This window comes from Paenibacillus sp. RC21, assembly GCF_044907935.1.
GTDB classification, from domain to species: domain Bacteria; phylum Bacillota; class Bacilli; order Paenibacillales; family Paenibacillaceae; genus Paenibacillus; species Paenibacillus terrae_A.
This window is the reverse complement of sequence record NZ_JBIYCS010000001.1, coordinates 681,292-699,836: the sequence shown is the minus strand read 5'-3', so window position 1 is coordinate 699,836 and position 18,545 is coordinate 681,292. Positions and strand designations below refer to the sequence as shown.

Sequence of the window (18,545 nt, the reverse complement as noted above, 5' to 3'; positions counted from 1 at the left end):
ATGTTTCTCTCCTCGCAAAATAGATATTGTTAAAAAGTACCCTCGCATATTTATGCGGTTTGTTCCTCGGGATGCTTTCGAAACTGAAGCTCATACAGCTTCGCGTAATGACCGTCCTTGGCAAGGAGCTGGTCATGGGTACCCTGTTCCTTCAGCTCGCCATCGGCAAGAACACAGATTGTATCCGCCCGCTCAATCGTAGACAATCGGTGGGCAATGACTAATGTCGTACGATCCTTCATCAGCTCATTTAAGCCCTGCTGGACTTCATATTCCGATTCTGAATCCAGCGCCGAGGTCGCTTCATCCAGCAGCAAAATCGGTGCATTTTTGAGCAAAGCGCGGGCAATCGCGAGCCGCTGTCTTTGACCACCGGACAAATTGGCTCCGCGTTCACCGACAATGGTGTCGTAGCCCTCTGGCAGCTCGGCTATAAAGCCGCTCGCATAGGCTGTTTTGGCCGCAGCCTCAACTTCCTCATCCGTGGCATCCGGTGAGCCAAAGCGGATATTATCCGCTACTGTACCGTGGAACAACGTAGCCTCCTGTGGTACATAGGCCATCAAATCCCTGACCTCATCTAACCGAAGCTCTCCTGCCGAGCGACCACGGACCCGCAGCACACCCTCATCCGGTGGATAAAAGCCTAGCAATAGCTTCATGACTGTGCTTTTTCCACCACCACTTGGGCCGACGAGCGCGGTGACCTGCCCTTCCGGCACGATCAGGTTCAGCCTTCGCAGCGTTGGACGGTCCGGTTGATAACCGAAGGTGATGTCATGCAGCTCCAGCGCAGCCGAAACTTGTTCCATGGCGTGGCCTGAGCTCGCAGTTTCGACATCACTATGAGATCCCTCAGGCTCACGAGCTGATAAAGCTGCCGCCTCCGGACCGATCAGCCCAGCCTGCGGTCCCTCCTGTTTCAACGCTGGAAAATGCTCCTCTTCCTTCGACTCATCCAGAATTTCGCGGATACGTGCCAAGCCAGCCAAGGAGTTTTGCAATAGCGATACAGCCGCCCCCAGCTGCAAGAACACCGCGGAAATGCCGCCTTGCAGTTGCACAATCTGTCCCAGGACTCCCAGCTCCATCTGCTTCTGTGAAACCAGAATCAGTCCGGTGACAAGCACACCACCCAGCGTAATAAATTCAATTACAAAATTATACATATCCTGCAAGCCCATATGACGTCCCTGCTGGATGCTAATGCTGTTTATGTCCTCGCTTGTATCGTTACAAAGTCCGCCTACCTTGGTCCGCAATCCAAACAGCTTCACTGTCTGCAAACCAGAAAGCAGATCACTCAATCGTTCTGTGAATCCGCTCATCCGTCCCTGTAATTCCTCACTCGTCTGTCGCATCTTCTTCGCGAAATGAGAATTTACCCAAGCTGAAGCCAGTCCAAGTAAAACCGCCATAACCCCAAACCGCCAATCCAGCGCCAGCATAATGACCAGCGAACCAAAGAAAAGCGAAACTTCAAGTATAATCGAGCGAATATGAACGGTGTAAGCCTGCTCCAACGTCTTTACATCGTTCGTCATGCGGGATACAAGATCACCAGAATGGCGTTTTTCGACCTTTTCATAGGATAGCTTGACGATATGCCCGAATAGTCTCACCCTTACATTGGCAATCGCCAGTTTCACACACCGCTTGTACATGTAGCTGCACAGCGGAGCAATAAGACTTAGTGCCAAAAATGTACCGCTGACCAAATAAATCGCTTGGTAAAGCCCCTCCACTTTCCCATCAACCGCAAAATTCAGCAAATAATGCACCACAAAGGAAAGTAAAATCGTGACGCTCGCATTGGTCAGACTGTTGCCAATCAACCCGATAAAATACCATTTTCGGTGCGGCTTCATCAGGGACATCAACTGCTTAAACTCATAAAACCCCTGCTTGAAGGTCACGTTTCTCACTCCTTTCCTCTGTTATCGGATTGCCGTTTTCCATCGTATGCGGTTCTTCTTCGAAATTTTGCAAATACAGCTTTCGATATTCACCGTTGCGACCCAGTAATTCCTCATGCGTGCCCGATTCCACCACGCTCCCCTGATCAAGCACAATAATCCGGTTCGCCTGACGCACGGTTGACAGTCGATGAGCAATCACCAATACCGTCCGATTATGCATTGCCGCATTCATCGCGATCTGTACCTGAGCCTCCGACTGGCTATCGAGCGCTGAAGTTGGCTCATCCAGTAGAAGCAGCGGAGCATTTTTCAACAATGCTCTTGCGATGGAAATACGCTGCTTTTGTCCACCAGACAATCCGCCTCCCCGCTCGCTCAAAAGGGTTTCATAGCCCTCGGGAAGCTGAACAATAAAATCATGTGCATGCGCCGCTTTCGCCGCCTCGACAATTTCTTCACGGGTCGCCTCCAGACGTCCATATCCGATATTTTCTGCAATCGTGGCCGGAAAAAGCGACGGCTCCTGAGATACCATCGAAATATGGCTGCGCAGGCTTGTTAAATTCCAATCTGTCAAACTCTTTCCAAATAGTTGAACAGTTCCAGCATGCTCACCCGGTTCATTAAATCCGCAAAGCAGCTTAAAAATCGTGCTTTTGCCGCCACCGCTGCCGCCGACAATCGCTACCGTTTCTCCTTGTCCTACCTGGAAGCTGATATCCCTGAGCACGGTGTTCCCTTCATCGTAGCCAAAGGTCAAATGGTCAAGCCTGACCACAGCAGCGTCATCGTCGCCTTCTGCTCTGTCTGGCTCGCTTTTACTAGCATTACTGGCTTGGTCGGCTTTCCTGTCTGCATCGTCCTCAAAATGCAGGCCCTCACCCCCTCGATTCTCATCGACTGAGGTGATTTCACCACCTTGACGTTCATCCCGCCAATCCAATACCTCAAACAAATGCTTGGCCGCTCCCCCCGCTTCCTTCATTTGCGTGATGATCATCGGCAGCATGGAAACAGGCTGCAATATGAACGAAATCAGATATAAAAATAGAACGATGCCTCCAGCATTCAGCTCTCCTTGTTGAATCAGGTATCCTCCGTACGCAATCACCAAAATAATTGGTGTTGCCAGCATCATCACACCTACCGGAGTAATAGACGCATAGCGCTTTTCCAGCCCCAAGCCGCGTCTGACGACCTCCTCCATCATCACCATATACTTCTTCAACAGCACAGCCTGCATATTGAATGCCTTGACGATAGGAATTCCTCCAATTGCATCCTGTCCGACCGCGTTCAAATGAGCCATTTTCTCCTGAAGCTGCTCGGAATATTTTTCAATCGGCCTGCTCATCAGTGTTGTTATGATCATACCTACAGGCAAAAGCGCAAGACTGGCCAAGACCAGCTTCCAGCTTGTCATTAAAAGCAACACTAGTGATGCCGTAAACACAAGCGGTAAATAAAACAGATTGGCAAACTGCTCAATAAAAAAATTCTGTAGCATCGCCGTATTGTTCGTAAGCCGGGATACCAAATCTCCAGTAAACTTCCTCTCCACTCTGGAAACTGGTAAATCGCAAAACTTATGTACGAGGTCGCCTCTCAAATCGCGCAGTGCGCTAACGCTAAATCGCGCCGAAGCGTACCTCATCACAAACTTACAGGGCATTCCAACTAGCGTCATACCAACAACTAAATAGATCATGTTCTGGGTGGAGGAGAAGGTCCCCGCAACCATTTGCTCGATGGCCTTACCCAAAATAATGTCTATGGCTGCCAAACATAAGGAGGCGATCACCGTTATGAAAACCCATAGATTGTACGGTCTTACATAACGCGCGAGTCTTCGAAAAGCAGAATTTGATCGAAACAAGGACATCCCTCTTTTTCGTTGCTCACACTTTCGCAGTGCGAACTTTTTTAGTGAGGATTTTGCAAAATCCTGAAGTTGCAATGGACATGGTGAGATAAACTCTGGCTCTGGATGTATGAGTATTTACATGGAATGAAATCATTCTTGAATTATGCTGGGCATTGCATCATGGTGGTGGGTTGATTGTCGAGTGGTTGCCGAGATGTTAATCATGTTTGTGTATCGTGGTGTATCATGATGTGTGGGACTTTTAACTCTGCCTGAATCGTGGTTGTAGGGTATTGGTGCTGTAAGATGTATGAGCTGCAGCAGCGTGGTTCAGGGCTGAAGATGCGGACAAAATATTCACGACTGTGCTTATAACTTCTTGCTCTTGTTCATGAATGAAAAAGTGATTTCCTTCGAACATTCGCACATCAATGGGCGATGTGGTGTGCTGCTGCCAGGCATGAAGTGAATCAGTGCTCACCTCATGATCCTTCATGCCGCCCAAAATAGTCATCGGACAGGCCAAGGGGCCTCCCTGCTGATAAACATACGTTTCGCACACCTTAAAATCCGCGCGCAGACGAGGCATAATAATTTGCATTAAATCTGCATTTTGCAGTACTTCTTCGGGTGTTCCCTGCATCAAACGAAGCTCTTCGGTGAAAGGTTGATCTGCTAAATCATGGAGTTGTTTTTTTGAATACGGACGATGTGGTGCGGATTTACCGGATACGATGATATGGACAGGCAGTTTTCCGGTTTTGCTATACAATTGCCGTGCTGTTTCAAAAGCAATCAATGCTCCCATACTGTGTCCAAAGAAAGCAAACGGCTTATGTACGTATGGAGCCATAGCAGGAAGCAGCGAGTGCACGATGTCCTGAATGGTATCCATTGGGGCTTCTGTGGAACGGCTTTCACGTCCTGGAAGCTGTACAGGCAACACAGTAATATCAGGCGCAAGTCTAGACTTCCAGGAACTGAATATGGAAGCACCGCCACCAGCATAAGGGAAGCAAAATAGCTGGAGCTTCTCAGCCGGATGAACCGCGGTTCTCGCAAACCAAGATTGTGACCGAGTCGTCATATGAATTCCTCCATCCTCTACACAGTTCAGAATTTTACATTAAATCCTTATATCTCTTTTTTTCTTCCAACACTTTCTAACTATTTTTAAATATACAAACTTTAAAACCGCTTGACATGGGACAAAAGATCTAAATTGATAGAGTTCATAAAAATAAAACAAAATCCATATTATGCTATCTATTCCCAGTCTTTAAAAGCAACAATTTCACTTTATGCATTAATTTCCTGCTGATCATGATCTATTAATTGGATTCAAAACGAGTTTTCAGATTTTCATGAATTTTGTAAAATCAAATTATTATGATTTGCAATAAAGCTAGAAAGCTTTGTACTACAACAATTTTACCTTTACATGCCATTAACATAAATGTAACAAATTCGTCCTGATATCATCCGACAATTTCCGCCTTTTTCCGCAACAGCCTTCGACCTCCTATTTTATGGAATCAAATTTCATCAAGCTCAGATCAACCAAAATTAATAACTCTTTAATTTTTTAATAGATCATGCCATTTTGTAGTTCTATAGAACCAATTTTCGCAGATTTTTTTTCGACTCTCTGTCAAAAAATTTTAGTTCAGATTGAATTTTTCTCCCCTAGAGCTAAGAATTTTCTTTTCAAACCTTTATAGAAACGTTTTTATCTTCCTTCAAAAGTGTCAATTTTCAGGAATTTATATCTTTGGTTCTGGCCCTTCTGCAATCGACAAACGAACCTGAAACACCAAACAGCAAGTCTCTATGTGGTAAGAGACTTGCTGTTTTCAAGCTTATTATGACTTGGTCTTTGATGTAGCTGTGAAGACTTAAGAGGATGCGGCTGCAGCGAGCGTACCGGAAGCGTCTGTTGTGTGGTGAATACTACGCACGAAGCGAATCGTTTTTGTTTCCGAGTGCATCACGACCGAATGGGTTTCCGCTCTATGACCAGGGAGAGAACGAACCCCCTGCAACCACTCGCCAGGTGTCACACCCGTAGCCACAAACATCACGCCTTGGCGTCCGACCATATCATCCATTGACAATAAAGCCCCCGGATCAGCAATGCCCATACGTTTGCACCGTTCGATCTCTTCTTCACCATGAGGCAACAGACGACCTTGAATCTCTCCACCCATGCATTTCAGCGCCGCAGCAGCCAACACACCTTCAGGCGCTCCACCGGAGCCGATATGCAGATCAACACCGCTATCCAGGCATGTTTCAATTGCACCCATTACGTCTCCATGCCCAAGCAGCTTGATCCGAACGCCGCTCTCCCGCAGAAGCTTGATAATTCCGGCGTGACGTGTACGATCCAGAATGGACACGGTAAGTTCGGACAAGGATTTACCCAGTATCCGTGCGGCCTTTGACAGGGTAGCCGGAATCGGATCATCCAGCGATAGCTTTCCAGCCAGTGCCGGGCCTACGGCCATTTTTTGCATATACATATCCGGAGCATGGAGCAGACCTCCGCGGGGGGCAGCAGCAATGACCGATAGGGCGTTGTTCAATCCGTTCGCCACCGTTTCGGTTCCCTCCAGCGGGTCGACGGCGATGTCTATGGCCGGCCCTCTGCGATTGCCTACTCTTTCCCCGATATACAGCATGGGAGCCTCATCCATTTCTCCTTCGCCAATGACGACCGTACCGTCCATAGATACCGCGTTAAAATGAGTCCGGATGGCTACCGTAGCCGCCTCGTCCGCGCTGTTCTTATCTCCACGTCCTGTCCATTGCGCTGATTGCAGCGCTGCCGCCTCTGTAACCCGAACGAATTCCAATGCCAGTTGACTCTCCATACCTTCCCTCCACCTCTCCTATATATAATTGTTATCCTATGGAAAATCATTATTTTTAAAGCAGCTATGCTGCCTTTTTTATCTATTTATCTATAACACTCCTGTATCCTACAGCAACTATTATCTATTGAGCAGCTACGCTTCTATAACATCCTGATAATCAAACCCGCTGTTTCTTCAATCGCTTTATCGGTGACATCAATGATCGGGCAACCTAATTTCGTAAACAGGGATTGCGCATACGCAATCTCTTCCTCCACCCGCTTCGATGTAGCATATTGCACATTGTTAGGCAGTCCCATCACCTTGAGTCGCTCACTACGTATTTTTAGCAGCAACTCCGGCTGGATCGTTAACCCAAACACCCGACCATGCTGTACATCCTGCAACTGTGCAGGCGGTGTCAGCTCCGGTACAACGGGAATGTTGACTGTTTTATAACCTTTATGCGCCAGAAACATCGACAAAGGAGTTTTGGAAATACGAGATACGCCTAGCAGTACAATATCTGCTTTGAGAATGGCGCTCACATCTTTGCCATCATCATATTGAACCGCAAAATCCATGGCTTCCACACGACGAAAATAATTATCGTCCATCCGATGCAGCAAGCCGGGTTTTTCCTTGGGATCATCATGGAACGTGTCAGCAAACGCCTGCATCATCGGGCCCATGATATCGACAGCCCGCACATTCAGCCGGACAGCCTCCTCTTTCATCGCTTCTCTCAATTCCGGCTGTACCAGCGTATAGGCTACAAAACCTTTACGCTCAGCCACCTCTTCCATCACCCGGCTCAGTTCGTCTTCATCTCTTACATTCATAAATCTCTTGATCTCTGTGTCCGGTAGCTCAAATTGGCGCATGGTCGCCTGAACGACGGCTTCCGCCGTCTCGCCAATCGAGTCTGAACAGATCGCTATAAAATGACTGCGCGCCTGAACCATTCGATTCCTCCCATTAATCCTCTGCTACCATATCGAGCAACATTTTGATAATATTTGTTTTCGTAATGCGTCCCACGACTTTCCAGTGTTCCCCTGGTTTGTCGGAGTTGGAAGGGACGACGACAGGCAGACTGTCGATTTGACGGGCAATGATTTTGCGCGCTGCCTCCAATACAGTGTCTTCCGGGGAAACGGTGACGACATTTGCCTGACGAGTCATGACGAGACTGACAGGGATGGTCGCCGCATTCGGATTGCCTAACGTAACCTTGAGCAGATCCTTGCGGGAAGCTACTCCTGCCAGATTCCCCTCCTCATCGGTAACGATCAGGTTACTCACGTTCTCCAGAAAAAGAGCAACCACAGCTTCCTGAATCGTTGTTGTTTCACGTACGATGACTGGAACCCCGTGAAGATCGCCGACCTTCATTTGCATGAGCCGGAATTTTTCCTCCCGGTTCGGCGTGCCCCGTTTTCCGACAAAATAACCAACCTTGGGCTTCGCATCTATATAATTCAGAATGCCCAGCTTGGATAGGTCAGTCCGAATGGTCGCCTTGCTGAGATTGAGCATTTCCGCAATCTGATCACCGGTAATCGGGGCATGCTTTTGTACGATGTTTAAAATTTCCACTTGTCTTGCCGTAAGGTCGATGATGAACGCCCCTCCTTTTTTTTCCTTGCTATCTGATATTGAATATAATACGTCATATATAATTATAAATCAACCTATAAAAGCATATAAAACATCACATATATAAAATTAAAGCGGTTATTGATGGTTTTTTATCGTTTAAAGCACTTATACCACACCAAAAAAGCGGATACTTCACACCCTGCTCTTTCGAGTAAGACGAAGTATCCGCTCCTTTATTCGTATCTTAAAGCATCGATCGGACGCAGCTTGGACGCCTTCCGCGCCGGGTACACTCCAAACAGTACACCAACCCCCATGCAGCACAGAAAAGAGTACAGCACCGGTTCCATCGTATACACAATCGGCATATGGACAAATTTCTCCAGCAGCTTCGCGCCCCCAAGACCCGCCATAACGCCAACCAGTCCGCCCATCAGACTAAGAAAAACAGCCTCGGCCAGAAATTGCAGCATAATGTCACTGCGCTGCGCACCAATCGCCTTGCGAATCCCGATCTCCCTCGTCCGTTCCGTGACGGACACCAGCATAATATTCATGATGCCAATGCCCCCAACACCGAGCGCAATCGCAGCAACGCCGAGCAACAGCATATTCATAACCTTGTCTACACCTGAGACCGTTTTTAGGATCTCCGTCTGGGTCATGATCTGAAAATCATCGCCCTCTGATGGCTTCAGCTCATGCCGGGCACGCAGCACCTGTCGGATTTCAGCACTCGCCTGGTCAATCTTCTCCTCCGTTGTTGCAGAAGCATTCACCTGCTGAATGCTCATATTCCCCAGCCGTTCCATCCCTGTTGTAATCGGCACATATACCTGCTGCCCGCTGTTACTCATATTGGAATTGGAATTCGTCAGTACCCCGACCACCTTAAAAGGAAGCTGCTTGATCATGATCGTTTCCCCCACCGCCTTGGAGGCATCCGGACCAAAAATATTACGGGCTGCATCGCTCCCTAGCACCACGACATTCAGTCTCTTTTCCACTTCATAGTGGGTAAAAGACCTGCCCTGAGCGAGTGACAGCTTTCTCACATGGATGAAAGCCAGCGAAGTCCCCTCAATCTGCCCGCTGACCTTATTGCGGCTCCACGTAATATCCGCATTGGTCATGGCACTTGGAGCTACCTCGGCTACGGCTTTTTGCTGCTCTAGCGCAGCGATATCCTCCAGAGATATTCCTTTCGTCTGATTGAACGACATGGAGCTGGACCCATCATATGGGGCATAAGGATAAATCATGAGCAAATTATTCCCCATACTGTTAATCTGCGACGTAATCGTGGCCGTAGAGCCTTTACCAATGGCAACAATCGCGATTACAGCAGCCACTCCAATAATAATACCCAGCATGGTCAGCAAGGATCGCAGCATATTGGTTCGCAAACTGTTGAGCGATACCCGGATAATTTCCCGAAATTTCATGCCTTCACTTCCTCTGCCGCCATTCTTCGGTTCCCAACAGGCTGATCCTCTTCAATCCGTCCATCGCGAAAATGAATCAGACGCTTGGCGTATTCCGCAATTTCCTGATCATGCGTAACGAGCACAACCGTTTTACCCTGATCGTTCAGGCGTTGGAAAATCTCCATAATTTCAACGCTCGTTTTGGAGTCCAATGCGCCTGTCGGCTCATCCGCCAAGAGAATCACCGGATTGTTCACAAGTGCGCGCGCTATGGATACCCGTTGCTGCTGACCGCCTGACAGCTCATTCGGCTTGTTGTTCATCCGATCGCCCAGCCCCACACTGGTCAGCGCCTCAATGGCCCGCAAGCGCCGCTCCTTGGCTGGTACGCCTGCATAAATCATCGGCAGCTCTATGTTCTCCAAAGTTGTGGCCCGCGGAAGCAAATGAAATTTTTGAAATACAAATCCGATTTTCTGATTACGGATAATAGCCAGCTCATCCTCACGAGCTTCCAGTATGGAATAACCGTCCAAATAAAATTGTCCCGAGGTAGGCAGATCCAGACAGCCGATGACATTCATCATCGTGGACTTGCCTGATCCCGACGGGCCCATGATTGCCACAAAATCACCGTCAGCAATGTTGAGTTGCACATCACGCAGGGCATGAATTTCCTGATCCCCAACCTGGTACACCTTTTTCATATCCTCAATTTGAATGACATGTCTCATCCCCGTTTAAAAGCCTCCTTGCATGCCACCCATATTGGAAGGGTCTGGCGGTGCTTCAGGAGCAGGCATAACAATCGTATCGCCCTCCTTCACACCTGACTTGAGTTCAACCCGATCTGGCGTGTAAAATCCGAGCTCTACGGGCTTGAACGTGCGCGCCCCTGGATTTGCCGGATTGGAAGCAAGATAGACGCCGTCCTGTCCGCCTTCGGATCTCAGCGCAATCGCTGGCACAAACAGCACATTTTTGTGTACTCCCAAAATAACAGACACATTCATAATCATACCGGTTTTCAGCTTGCCTTTCGGGTCATGAACGGACAGCTCCATCAGATAGGTCGTCATGCCTTCATCTGTGGATGCTTCCGGTGAGACGAATTGCACCTTGCCCGGGAACGACTCACCCGGGTAAGCATTGGTGGATAACACTGCTGAAAGTCCTTTTTTCACCTTTACAATATCGTTCTGACTGATTTTTGCGCTAATCTTGAGATTGTTGGAGTCCGAGTTATTCATGACGATAAAAGGTGCCGTTGGACTGGTTCCGACATCCCCATTCACCTTTAAAATGACTCCATCCCACGGTGCCGTGACCTGAAGCTTGTTCAGGTCATTTTTTTTCTGCTCCAGCTCGGTGGCCAGCCTTCTAACCTCAATCCGTACGGATTGGATATTGGAGGCATCGGCTGGAACCTCCGTTTTGCGAAGCTCAGCCATAGCCGATCGATAGCCGATTTCAGCCTCTGCGATAGCATGACGCTTTTGCGACATGATTTTGCGGAATTGTAAATCCAGACCGTCATAATCTGTCTGCGCCTTATCCAGCGCTTGCTCTGCCTGCTCCATTTCACTGTTGGACACCGCTCCGGCATCAAGTAAAAACTTTTGATCTTCATATGCCTTTCGCGCCTGCTCCAACTGCTTTTTGGAAGCCTTCTTCTGACTTTCCGCTTCTTCCAGCTCAAATGATTCCTGCGCTGTATCGACAGCCATTTTAGCCCGAAGCACGTTCGTCTTCTGAATTTCAATATCCTCCACCTTCGGCCCCTTCTCCAACTCAGCCAGCTTGGATTTGGATATTTCCAAATTATCGGATGCGCTCTGGATTTGCATCTTAATTTCAGAACTGTCCAGAAGAGCCAGGACTTGTCCTTTTTTCACCTTGTCTCCGGCCTTCACGTTTACCGCCGCCAGCTTATTTTCGCCTGCACTTGTGAAATTCAGCTTTACTTCCTTGGAAGCCTGCACGGTACCAGACGTATCCAGCTTCTCGCTCACATCCCCGCGTTCCACTTTAAGCGTCTCGTCCTGAACCAATGGTACAGCCTGCTCTTTGGGAAGCTTCAAATATACTGCTGTTCCACCCCCGCCTATTACCAGCAGCACAACCATGGTCCAGATCCACTTTTTTCTCCGTTTTCTTCGTAACTTTAATAAGGCGTCGTTTAAAACCGTTTCTGCCAACTTCGTTTCCTCCCTATGTGCTCCATGGCTTGCTCAACGTGTATTCATTCTGGCTCAGCTCAATCGCCAGCTCTTCCATTTGCCGTTCAATCTGGTTCACCTTCAACTGGCTATTTTTCAGCTCCAGCTCGATAATTAAGCCTCTGGCCCACTTTTTGCGGGACAGCTCCAGCCCCTCTTTTGCCGTGCGCAGACTTTCTTCCAGCTGAACGTATTTTTTTTGGTTTTCCTTGACCGTGGCATATAAATTGCGGAGCGATTCGGCAAAATCCTTTTCTCCCTTGTCCAGCTCCTCCTTGGCTGTATCCACGTCCATTTTGGCTAGATCGTAAGCACCTGCACCGCTGTTAAAATCGAAATATCTCACATTGAGTTCCGAAGTCTTGATGCTATCCTCCAGCTTCCACAAGTTCGGATTCATATCCATCAGCTGTTGTATATGTATTTCGATATCCAGCTTCTTCGGTTCCTTGTACACTGGTCGATCCACCATTTCATAGGCTGTTCCATTAGGCTGGCCCATCAGAAAATTCAGAGCGTCACGCGATTTTTGCAGCGCAATTTTCCCCTGCTCGATCGTCTGCTCCGCCTGGCTTCTGGCCTGTGTACTCTCGTTTTTCGCATACTCAGACAGCTTGCCGCGCGCAAATTTGGCGAGTGCAATCTTTTCCTCCGCTTGAGCAATTTCAAGCGCTTCCAGATCATTTTTCACCTGATTCTCTGCCACGAATACGCTTTGGTAGCTTTTCATCACATTAAAATAAATCTGATCCTTGGCGAACTGCGCCTGCTTTTTGCTGGCTAGATAGGATAACGTCGAAGAGTTATAATTTCTCCAGGATGACTCATCACCAACATATTCACCATCTATAAAATCGACGAATGCATTGCCCAGATCCTTTTCCGCATTTTTCAGTTCCATTCTTCGACGCTCCACGTCCCGCTCGGCAGTACGCGTGTTGTAGCTATTCGTTTGTGCCCATTCCGCTGCCTGCTTGAGCGTTAATGGAGGTAAAGCCTGACCCGTTATGGAGGCGGTCTTCGATGTAACCGCAGCAGACGAGGTTCCTGATATACTTGCTGACGTATTTCCTGTTGTGCTTCCTGCTGCACTGTCAGCCTGAACGGTGGAAATCAAGCCTGACGACATCGTCAATACGAGCAGCGTCGCAGCCGCTTTATACTTCATAGGTGAATCTCTCCCCTTTCGGTGTAATCTTTCGAATTATTTCCATAGATTTCGACATAAATTTCCACAGTCTATCCGCCACCTAATTGTACTTTCAGGTGAATGGTGGTACAAGGTGTTAAACCAATACATTTTTGTAACCTTTATTTCAACATTGTCAATACAAGCTGTTCTCTTGCAAATCAGATATAAAACGAATCTGTTTTTACCTGAAATTTACCTAAATTTCAGCTAATTTTAAGGAAACCAACAGTATCTATTAAGGTTAGGAGCATATACTAGAGAAAGAATAACAGCCGCTCACTGGGAGGGTTAATAGATGATAAAAGAATCTCGCATGACAACTACGAACGAACCGTCTGATTTGTGGATGACCCGATTTTTACGTGAATCCGAACAGCAAAAGAAGCAACTGATCCGGGAAGCCCGGAAAAATAACGATTTACCGCTTATAAACAGTATTTCTTTCCACCTTGCCCAACGGAATCAGCAACATCTGATCAGCTAGGGATGATTTTAATAGAGATGTATCTCACTTCTAACCTAAAAAGCCGATCAACGTCGCTTGCATGCGTACGTGATCGGCATTTTTAGGTTGTTTCTATCTATTCGTCTTCTATCATTGCTTGAGAATCATGCAAGTATTTTTCCAGTGAAATTCGTCCGTTCTCCATAAACTGTATACCTTCCGCTTCCAAAAGCAGCCTTTGTAAAGAAGCTCCTTCATCGTCCTGTAGCGCGATTTCCCCCAATCGATTTACAACCCTGTGCCAGGGCAAGCGATGCTTGCTGCTAAGCGTATGCAAAATACGCACCACCTGACGCGCCCCTCTCGGACTCCCTGCTTCCGCTGCAATTTGTCCGTAGGTCATGATTTTTCCCTCAGGGATGAGCTGGATTATTTTTAATACACGAGCTGTAAAAGGCTGCATGTTATCGTCGGATCTCCTTTCCCCTAGCCGTAAACTGTGGTCTTCACGTCTCAATACAATGCTGACACCAGACAACAAAACCATTCCGGCTCTCGTGCTGTTTTTCTATCATTATAGCACCCACAGTCTTCAGTTGGCGAAGGCTAGAATCCGCTTAGACCCTGCCTTTTTAAATCCTTTGCTACTAGACGTGCCAGTTCCTTTGCTCCCGCATAATTCGGATGCAGCGTGTCACCGTTCATATACAGGGCAAGTGTGGCTTGTGGGCCAATGGAAGTAAAATAAGCTGAGCTAAGGACGTTCAGATCGACCAAAGGCGTTTGTTCCTCTTGAGCCAGCGCTAAAATAGAGCCTCTATACCATCTATTTTCAGCGGTGTGTACATGATTCGCGTTAAAATCAGTGGCTCGCCCCTGCGGTGTTGAAAGGATTACGATTGCCCCTTTGGCCTTGACCTGCCGGATCATATCCCGCATCCAGTCCTTAAACTCCGCTTCGCTTTCGTTATGCTTCGGGTTGGTGTCATTAATGCCCAACTGGAGAATGAAATAATCCCCTGGCTTAATGTATTTGATGATAGCCTCTAGCTGACCGTCCTGATGGAAGCCCCTTGCAATTTGCCCCCCTGAGGCCATGTTACGGATCTGGAATGTATTGGTGTTTACGAATTGCGGCAATAGCTGACCCCATCCGGCCTGCACGCTGCTATCCAGTGGATAGTAATTGCAGACAGTAGAATCGCCGCCGATGTAAATCGTCCGATTCGTAACGGGGTTATTAGACAATCGCCTGATTTCCAATGCACTTATTGCAAAAGAGGTTCCCTCTTTACCTTCTGTAATCAGCAAATTCAATTGTCCGTCCGTCACGGGAATTTGAAAACGGTCCTTTGCTCCGTCCCCCGTCATATTGATGACCTGATACACTCCCTCGGCGGCAACGCTCGCTCGGGTCGTATTCCCTAACGTGACCGACACCTCATATACCCCTGGGGCAAGATCCACATCAAATGTATTCTCGCTTTTCGTACCGGTAGTCAGAAACCGTACCGCATCACTAGCGACGCCAGTACCCGTTGCTCCCACATTACGTACGTTCTCGGGTGTACGAAATCCGTAACCGCGCGTCGCATCGTATCGCAGGGATGCACTCACCCCGGTATAGCCTGATTCCACTGGACCCGCGCCAAAATCAAATTTGTAATCACCAGCCGCTCCATACGCAGGTGTTGTCCCATTCAAGCCCGGCGTACTACATAATAAAGCGACCAAAAGCATACTGGTCATTCCTTTCATCCACTTCATATCATCATTCCTCCTTCAAAATGTAGAATACCCTAAGGACGTTTCGATTTTTTTGTAAGCGCATACAATAATTTCGTTCCTTTACCTCATGGATACAGGTTTGTACCCATTTGATTCCTATGCAGGCGAAGGCCTGCTTATTCATCTGATCACTCCCTTTCAAATCAATCGCACTCTTAAACATTATAGAATAAATGGGTATATTATGTAAATATCCCAATGTGAATAAGCCCCGCACATATTCACCTGCAGGGCCTTCGTACAAAAGGAACCTTTTTGAAATTCAATTCATTTATATCCTTACATCAATCTCCAACCAAAATACCGTCGAAGCTCTCTGGACCTACCCGTATCGTACCCAGCAGGTTTGAAGAAACAAAGGCGGTGTACACCAGCTGTGGCGTAATCGGCGGGTTAAAGTCATCAGCCGAGAACGCGATGACCTGAGGAGCCGTTATACTCAGGCTAAACGTAGACGTTGCCGAGTAAACAAGTGGATCGGTTGGCAAGGTACCTCTTACAATAGTGATCGTAATTCCTACTAAAGCCAGTGGCAGTTGAACCGACAGAGTACCTTTAAGCAGAACCCGCGGCGTGCCTGTAATTCCCAGTGTGTTTAATCCGATCTGCCCAAACAATTGCGGCGTATTCAAAACGGTGATCGGAATGGCAATAGAGTTTGCAAATGAGGCATTTTGAGATGTTCTTCCATCTATAAATGTTCCCATGTTTTTTCCCCCTTTCTCTACCAGATACTCATAGTCTATGAAAAGATGACTTATATGCTTGGACTAAATAACTTGCTAAACACACAACTTTCTCTTTATAGGCGAATGTACAGCCCTTTCCCTGGCCCCATGAATACACTAAACCAACAATGGGAAAAGGAGCGATGTAATGTCTACGTTTAAAGCCACTTTAAGGGGGAGTCATGAAGTACCTCCTGTCAGAACAAATGCCACGGGAAATGCGGAGTTTCATTACCATAAGGAACGTCGGCAATTAAAATTCGAGCTTATCCTGCGCAACATTTCGCGAGTAACCAGAGCGGATATTCATCTGGGACGCAAGGGTGAAAATGGTCCGGTCGTAGCTGTCCTGTTCGGCCCTTCCAAATTCGGAATCACGGTCAAAAGAGGCGTTGTCAGCGGTGTGCTGCGTGCATGTGACCTCGTCGGTCCACTCAGAGGCAGAACCATTTATGACTTAGTTTGCCAGCTCAGAGAAGGCAATGCTTATGTTAATGTTCATACCGTCCGGCATCCAGATGGAGCCATTCGCGGACAGATCAGACGTTGCAAGTAACCACCGTATGAAGAAAATTAAATATGAAAAAGAACTTTCATAGCCACCTTGAAGTGCTTACATGCACCTTTCATGTGGATTGAAAGTTCTTTTTTCTATTCCCCATCAATTCTTAATAAAAGTTAAGAAGTTCATAAGCGTTTCTTAAGTCCTTGCCTTCCGGGTTGTTAAGAACTTTATTTTTTAATAGAGAGACAGTTCACACCCCAAAGGAAATGAAGCTTATGAAGCCCCTTATAAGCCCGACATCCAAAGAAAGAATTCCCGAGTTGCAGTTGGTTAGAGCCATGGCGATTCTAGCCGTCATCATGGTACATGCCACCTCTTACATTACCGAACTGCACGATGGCAGTATTTCGGTTAGAAGCAGCCGCAGACAGACGGATTTTGAAACTCGCTTCCCTCTCTATCATTCTCGCTAGTCCATATACAAACGAACCAGCCATAGATCGTATCTCTGGCCGGTTCGTTCCTGACTTTTATGGAATTAAGGATTGTATCCCTTTATTTTTGGGAATCGAACAATGCTTCCCCGTTGGATTCGATAATCTTTTGGTACCAGTAGAAGCTGTTCTTTTTTCTTCTTTCCAGCGTACCTGAACCATCGTTGTTTTTGTCCACATAGATGAAGCCGTATCTTTTTTTCATCTCTCCTGTTCCCGCGCTGACAATGTCGATTGGGCCCCACCAGGTATAGCCAAGCACTTCGCAGCCATCTTCAATAGCTTCATGGAGCTGGATCAGATGTTTGTTCAGATAGTCTACTCGCTCGGGATCATGAATTGAACCGTCTTCCAGAATTTCATCATGACTGCCGTAGCCGTTCTCTACAACAAATAGAGGCTTCTGGTAACGGTCATACATTTCATTACACACATAGCGAAAGCCTTTCGGGTCAATCGGCCATCCCCATGGCGTTTTTTCCAAATAGGGATTGTCGAGTCCCATAATTCCCCCTGTATTGCCCAGGATGGGCATACCTGCTTTATGCGTCGTACTTCGATAATAGCTAAAGCCCAAATAATCAGCCGTATGCTCTCGCAGTAATTGTTCATCTCCGGGCTCCATTTGAATCACGATGTTATGCTCTTTCCAGATCCGTTTGGCATAGCTTGGATAATAGCCTCTAAGGAGTACATCGGAATAAAATAAAGATCTTCTTCTCAGCTCATAGGCGTCAAACACATCGTCCGGATTGCAGGTATTCGGATAGATCGGACTCAGGGATAACATAGCGCCCATCATCGCACCCGGGATAATTTCATGACACAGTTTAGTAGCCAGAGCGCTGGCAACAAAAACATGGTGACTGGCCTGATAAATCGTCGGAAGCTTGTGCTCATCGTCTTGGACAACAATGCCTCCTGCCGCCAAAGGAATCGTGTGAAAATGGTTGATCTCGTTGAAGTTCATCCAATATTTCACTTTGTTTTTATAACGTTTGAAGACAACTTCCGCATACTTTACGTAGAATCCAATCAGCTCGCGGCTTTTCCAGCCTTCGTATTTGCGAATCAGATTCAGGGGCAGCTCAAAGTGAGAAATAGTGATGACCGGCTCAATTCCATACTTCAATAGTTCATCAAACAGATCATCGTAAAATTGCAGCCCTTTTTCATTCGGCTCGGCATCATCCCCATTCGGGAAAATTCGGGACCATGCAATGGAAGTCCGAAAGCATTTCATGCCCATCTCCGCAAACAGGGCGATATCTTCTTTGTAACGATGGTAAAAATCAATCGCTTCATGGCTGGCATAATACTTGTTCTCATCAATCGTATCATCAAACGTTCCGCCTACAATTCCTCCCCGGAATGCATCACTGATCGCTGGTCCTTTACCGTCCTCGTTCCATGCCCCTTCGGCCTGATTCGCCGCTATAGCACCACCCCACAGAAAATTCTCAGGAAAACTTTTGGCTATTTGTTCTGTCATGACTTATTTCCTCCT

17 protein-coding genes are annotated in these 18,545 nt (G+C 47.3%); 3 read left to right on the top strand and 14 right to left on the bottom strand.

Annotated features, from left to right (window positions below; genetic code table 11):
• Positions 1 to 50 precede the first annotated feature (50 nt).
• The 10 genes from ABIA61_RS03290 to ABIA61_RS03245 form a co-directional block, all read right to left on the bottom strand.
• Positions 51 to 1,916 (bottom strand): ABC transporter ATP-binding protein, encoded by a 1,866-nt coding sequence (locus ABIA61_RS03290; protein ID WP_283655874.1) that lies wholly within the window; start codon positions 1,914 to 1,916, stop codon positions 51 to 53.
• Complete coding sequence (locus tag ABIA61_RS03285; protein ID WP_283655873.1) at positions 1,891 to 3,795, bottom strand: ABC transporter ATP-binding protein; 1,905 nt, start codon at positions 3,793 to 3,795, stop codon at positions 1,891 to 1,893. Before ABIA61_RS03285 ends, ABIA61_RS03290 begins: the two co-directional genes overlap by 26 nt.
• 250 nt (positions 3,796 to 4,045) lie before the next feature.
• Positions 4,046 to 4,870: a thioesterase II family protein gene (locus tag ABIA61_RS03280; protein ID WP_283655872.1), complete on the bottom strand. Its 825-nt coding sequence runs from the start codon at positions 4,868 to 4,870 to the stop codon at positions 4,046 to 4,048.
• 808 nt (positions 4,871 to 5,678) lie between these two features.
• Positions 5,679 to 6,656, bottom strand: coding sequence for a class II fructose-bisphosphatase (gene glpX, locus ABIA61_RS03275; protein WP_044649521.1), 978 nt, complete (start codon positions 6,654 to 6,656; stop codon positions 5,679 to 5,681).
• A 143-nt stretch (positions 6,657 to 6,799) separates the two neighbouring features.
• Positions 6,800 to 7,603, bottom strand: coding sequence for a pyruvate, water dikinase regulatory protein (locus ABIA61_RS03270; RefSeq protein WP_283655871.1), 804 nt, complete (start codon positions 7,601 to 7,603; stop codon positions 6,800 to 6,802).
• A 13-nt stretch (positions 7,604 to 7,616) separates the two neighbouring features.
• Positions 7,617 to 8,237: a helix-turn-helix transcriptional regulator gene (locus ABIA61_RS03265; protein ID WP_014281403.1), complete on the bottom strand. Its 621-nt coding sequence runs from the start codon at positions 8,235 to 8,237 to the stop codon at positions 7,617 to 7,619.
• Between the two features lie 236 nt (positions 8,238 to 8,473).
• Positions 8,474 to 9,685 (bottom strand): ABC transporter permease, encoded by a 1,212-nt coding sequence (locus ABIA61_RS03260; RefSeq protein ID WP_283655870.1) that lies wholly within the window; start codon positions 9,683 to 9,685, stop codon positions 8,474 to 8,476.
• Complete coding sequence (locus tag ABIA61_RS03255) at positions 9,682 to 10,401, bottom strand: ABC transporter ATP-binding protein (RefSeq protein ID WP_404580279.1); 720 nt, start codon at positions 10,399 to 10,401, stop codon at positions 9,682 to 9,684. Before ABIA61_RS03255 ends, ABIA61_RS03260 begins: the two co-directional genes overlap by 4 nt.
• A gap of 6 nt (positions 10,402 to 10,407) precedes the next feature.
• Complete coding sequence (locus ABIA61_RS03250) at positions 10,408 to 11,865, bottom strand: efflux RND transporter periplasmic adaptor subunit (RefSeq protein ID WP_404580278.1); 1,458 nt, start codon at positions 11,863 to 11,865, stop codon at positions 10,408 to 10,410.
• 13 nt (positions 11,866 to 11,878) lie between these two features.
• Positions 11,879 to 13,054 (bottom strand): TolC family protein, encoded by a 1,176-nt coding sequence (locus ABIA61_RS03245; RefSeq protein WP_404519069.1) that lies wholly within the window; start codon positions 13,052 to 13,054, stop codon positions 11,879 to 11,881.
• 319 nt (positions 13,055 to 13,373) lie between these two features.
• Between ABIA61_RS03245 and ABIA61_RS03240 the strand changes: the two genes are divergently transcribed.
• Positions 13,374 to 13,562: a hypothetical protein gene (locus tag ABIA61_RS03240; protein WP_283655866.1), complete on the top strand. Its 189-nt coding sequence runs from the start codon at positions 13,374 to 13,376 to the stop codon at positions 13,560 to 13,562.
• Between the two features lie 97 nt (positions 13,563 to 13,659).
• Here ABIA61_RS03240 and ABIA61_RS03235 read toward each other — a convergent pair whose 3' ends face one another.
• The 3 genes from ABIA61_RS03235 to ABIA61_RS03225 form a co-directional block, all read right to left on the bottom strand.
• On the bottom strand, positions 13,660 to 13,986 hold the full coding sequence (locus ABIA61_RS03235; protein WP_283657868.1) for an MGMT family protein: 327 nt from the start codon (positions 13,984 to 13,986) through the stop codon (positions 13,660 to 13,662).
• Between the two features lie 143 nt (positions 13,987 to 14,129).
• Positions 14,130 to 15,290 (bottom strand): rhamnogalacturonan acetylesterase, encoded by a 1,161-nt coding sequence (locus ABIA61_RS03230; protein ID WP_283655865.1) that lies wholly within the window; start codon positions 15,288 to 15,290, stop codon positions 14,130 to 14,132.
• 305 nt (positions 15,291 to 15,595) lie between these two features.
• Positions 15,596 to 16,018 carry a hypothetical protein gene (locus tag ABIA61_RS03225; protein WP_192512965.1) on the bottom strand — a complete coding sequence of 141 codons (423 nt, stop codon included), beginning with the start codon at positions 16,016 to 16,018 and terminating at the stop codon, positions 15,596 to 15,598.
• Between the two features lie 169 nt (positions 16,019 to 16,187).
• On the opposite strand from ABIA61_RS03225, the gene ABIA61_RS03220 reads away from it, so the two are divergent.
• On the top strand, positions 16,188 to 16,595 hold the full coding sequence (locus tag ABIA61_RS03220; protein WP_283655864.1) for a CHRD domain-containing protein: 408 nt from the start codon (positions 16,188 to 16,190) through the stop codon (positions 16,593 to 16,595).
• 224 nt (positions 16,596 to 16,819) lie between these two features.
• Entirely contained in the window at positions 16,820 to 17,017 is a 198-nt protein-coding gene (locus ABIA61_RS03215) for a hypothetical protein (RefSeq protein WP_283655863.1), read from the top strand.
• 82 nt (positions 17,018 to 17,099) lie between these two features.
• Here ABIA61_RS03215 and ABIA61_RS03210 read toward each other — a convergent pair whose 3' ends face one another.
• A complete protein-coding gene (locus tag ABIA61_RS03210) occupies positions 17,100 to 18,530 on the bottom strand; it encodes a glycoside hydrolase family 1 protein (RefSeq protein WP_283655862.1) in 1,431 nt (476 codons plus the stop codon).
• Positions 18,531 to 18,545 lie beyond the last annotated feature (15 nt).